Annotated in this window: 3 protein-coding genes; 2 read left to right on the top strand and 1 reads right to left on the bottom strand. The window is 62.4% G+C overall.

Annotation, left to right across the window (positions count from 1 at the left end):
* On the bottom strand, positions 1–736 hold a 736-nt coding region (locus AC1DYI_RS31050; protein WP_477207968.1), incomplete at its 3' end, for a glutathione S-transferase family protein.
* A gap of 67 nt (positions 737–803) precedes the next feature.
* Between AC1DYI_RS31050 and AC1DYI_RS31045 the strand changes: the two genes are divergently transcribed.
* On the top strand, positions 804–1,988 hold the full coding sequence (locus AC1DYI_RS31045; RefSeq protein ID WP_477207967.1) for a hypothetical protein: 1,185 nt from the start codon (positions 804–806) through the stop codon (positions 1,986–1,988).
* Positions 1,989–2,028: 40 nt separating this feature from the next.
* The gene (locus AC1DYI_RS31040; protein WP_477207966.1) at positions 2,029–2,682 is read left to right on the top strand and encodes a glutathione S-transferase family protein; all 654 of its coding nucleotides are present in this window, start codon (positions 2,029–2,031) and stop codon (positions 2,680–2,682) included.
* Positions 2,683–3,021: the final 339 nt, after the last annotated feature.

The following is a 3,021-nucleotide window of genomic DNA, read 5'->3' as shown; positions in this document are numbered from 1 at the left end:
ATCCCGCCTCGACTCGCGTGCAGTACGCCTCGACAGTTCGCTTCCACGCGGGCCGAGCCAGGCACCGGTCCCGATACGACGTGATGCCCGGATACGGCGCGATCAACCCCTCGTCCTTGATGCCCGAGGAGAGCACGTGCGCCATCAGGATGTCGGCAACGGTGAAACCCGTTGTCGCGACGAATTCGCGGTCAGCGAACCAGCGCTCCAGGTTCGTCAGCACCCGATTCACCCAACCGACCAGGAACTCGCGGGGCTTGCCGCAGCCGCCATCCGCCGTCCAGTCGTGCACCATCAGGGCGAGCAGCGGCATCTCGACCGTGTTCATCGCGGCAAAGCACCAGCGCAGCACCTGCGCCTCACCGGCTTGGTCACCAGGAATCAGGCGGCCTGACTTCTTCGCCAGGTAGACGAGGATGGCGGCGGATTCAGAAAGCACCATCCCGTCGTCGTCGATCGACGGGATCTGTTCGAAAGGGCTGAGCCGGCGATAGGCTTCGGTGTTCAGGTCGTGTGCGGGGTGGTCCATGCCGGCCACCTCGTACGGCAGTTGCATCTCTTCGAGCGCCCACAGCACGCGCAGGTCGCGGGTGTGGCCGCGCGCGACAGCGTTGACCTTGGAAAAACCGTAGACCTTGAGCATGGTGAGGTTCCTGGGTTGAAGCTGCCTTGCTGCGAAGAGTGCCGACATCCTGGGGCCGCCGAGGCTGGCCGGTGATGTTGCACGCGCGAGCAAACATCGCACGAGTTCGCAATCCTACGGGTCTTCGTAGTGATGCGGCTTCTGTGGGAGACAGACCGCCTTGTCCGGCCTCCGCCTGTCCGCTCATGGCGGCATCTCGCTACTCGTGATGGCCGTTCTGTCACTCTCAAAATCGCTGGCATCCGGCCAGGCGTTATGGTCGTGGTTCGGTGACGTTTCCGCGCTTTCGGCTGGAGACTGCCCTCGAAGTTTGAGTGGTCGATCTGCGCGCGAGCCGCAGGAACGTCGGATCTCAAAAACATTCCCAGGGTCACTGAACATGCACAAGAGAATCGCACCTGTCGTCCTTGCTTGCCTTGCCGCCTCGGTCGCTGCACAAGAGCTCCYAGCGCAGTTTGACCACGATCGCATCCACCTGACAGTCACCGCACCAGATCAGTCGAGTGTTAGGTTCTATACGGATTCCGGTGGTGGCTGGAATGYCATCGGAAGGGCGGCTTCCGAGCGGCTTCGGCTGCGGCCCACCGACCATATTGAGGACGACGGGGGGAAGTTCGACGTGGTGGACTTTCCGGCCTGGCTTGCTGGCGCGGGGATACCAGCGCCTTCCGTCGATACGCCGCTCAAGGGCCGCCTTGCGGTCGGTCCCGACCGGGAGATGCAGGGTGACGACGGGTTTCTCGGCTCTCAATGGTTCGCCGATCGTGTCTGGAAGATCGACTATCCCAGGCAATCGTTCTCGTCGTTGCAGAAGTTCACGCCCGCTGCAGAGGACCACCCCTTTGCGCTCGGATTTCGCTCGGACGAAAACGGAAAGCGAGACCTCAACTTTCCGCGCGTGGTGATGGTCGTCGATGGCAAGCCGATCGATGTCCTGTTCGACACAGGCGCCACAGCCACTCTCACGGAGGGCTCCGCCGCAGCGTTTCAGTTGAAGCCGGGAACGCGCATTGGCACCAGCTTTATCGTCAAGTCGATCTTCGAGGAATGGCGGAAGGCTCACCCAAGTTGGCGAGTCGTCGAGGCAGGGGACACATTGAGCGGTCACGTCTTTCCGATGATCGAGGTGCCTGAGGTGTCCTTGGCCGGCGTCACCTTTGGTCCTGTCTGGTTCACTCAGCGTCCTGACTCCGCATTTCGCGAATGGATGTCGGACATGATGGACAAGCAGATCAACGGCGCGATCGGGGGGGCTGGATTGAAATACCTTCGAGTCGTGTTGGACTACCCTAACGCGATGGCGTATGTGCAAAAGCCCGCAGGAGGCTCCGTGCCATCGCGGTGAATCAGCCTTCGCAACGCACGCAACGAAGAGGAGTCTCACGATGACCATCACCATCACCGCCTTTGAACGGTCGCCCGATGGCGGCAAAGGGCTGGCGCGCGATACGCGCGTTCGCTGGGCGCTTGAAGAAGTGGGCCAGCCCTACGAGGTTCGCCTGGTGTCGTTCCGTGCGATGAAGGAGCCCGCGTACCTGCGCCTTCATCCTTTCGGCCAGATTCCTACCTATGAGGAAGGCGATCTCGCCCTGTTCGAGACGGGCGCGATCGTCTTCCATCTCGCCCAGCACCATGCGGGCCTGTTGCCGGAAGATGCCAATGCCCGGGCGCGGGCGATCACCTGGCTGTTTGCCGCGCTCAACACCGTGGAGCCGCCGATCCTTGACCTCGCGATCGCCAAGATTCAAGAGGGCGACAAGCCCTGGAGCAAGGAGCGCCTGCCTCTGGTCGAAGAGCGCATCCGCAATCGGCTGGGCCCACTTTCTGCCCGGCTGGGCAATGCCGATTGGCTCGATGGTGCGTTCAGCGTGGGCGACCTGATGATGGTGTCGGTGCTGCTCAGGCTGAGGGCATCCGGCATCCTGGACGAATTCGCGAACCTGGCGGCGTATGTTGCCCGCGGCGAGGCGCGGCCCGCCTACAAGCGTGCCTTCGCCGCGCAATTGGCGATCAACGCCGCCAAGCCGCCAGCCGGCTGATTGGGCGCCCGTGCTCAGCGAGCCTGCGTGTCCAGTCCGTCCACGCGCAGCCATTTGAGCTTCCAGCCCTCGTCAAGGGCCAGGCCTGATGGAATAGGGTAGGGAGTCGTTGAAACACTCACTAACTCGTTAGGTGTGTATATTTGCGGAAACTTCAGGAGGATCCACACCATGAAATCGACCCACAAGCCACATCAAACCTTGCTCCGCGTTGCAGCCGTGACAGCCGCCATGGTGGCTGTGCCGCTGGCGGCCCTGGCGCAGCAGACCCAAGGGTGCGACACGGCCCCGTGCGTTCTAAAGGACAAGCTGGTTTCCGCCGATGGGTTCCCTCGCGTC

Source organism: Ideonella sp. P3_A4, from assembly GCF_056403075.1.
This window is presented reverse-complemented; position numbering and strand designations above follow the sequence as displayed.

What these genes read in the sequence shown, in the direction of transcription:
- AC1DYI_RS31040 (WP_477207966.1), top strand. Translation starts at nt 2,029, where the DNA reads ATGACCATCACCATCACCGCCTTTGAACGGTCGCCCGATGGCGGCAAA.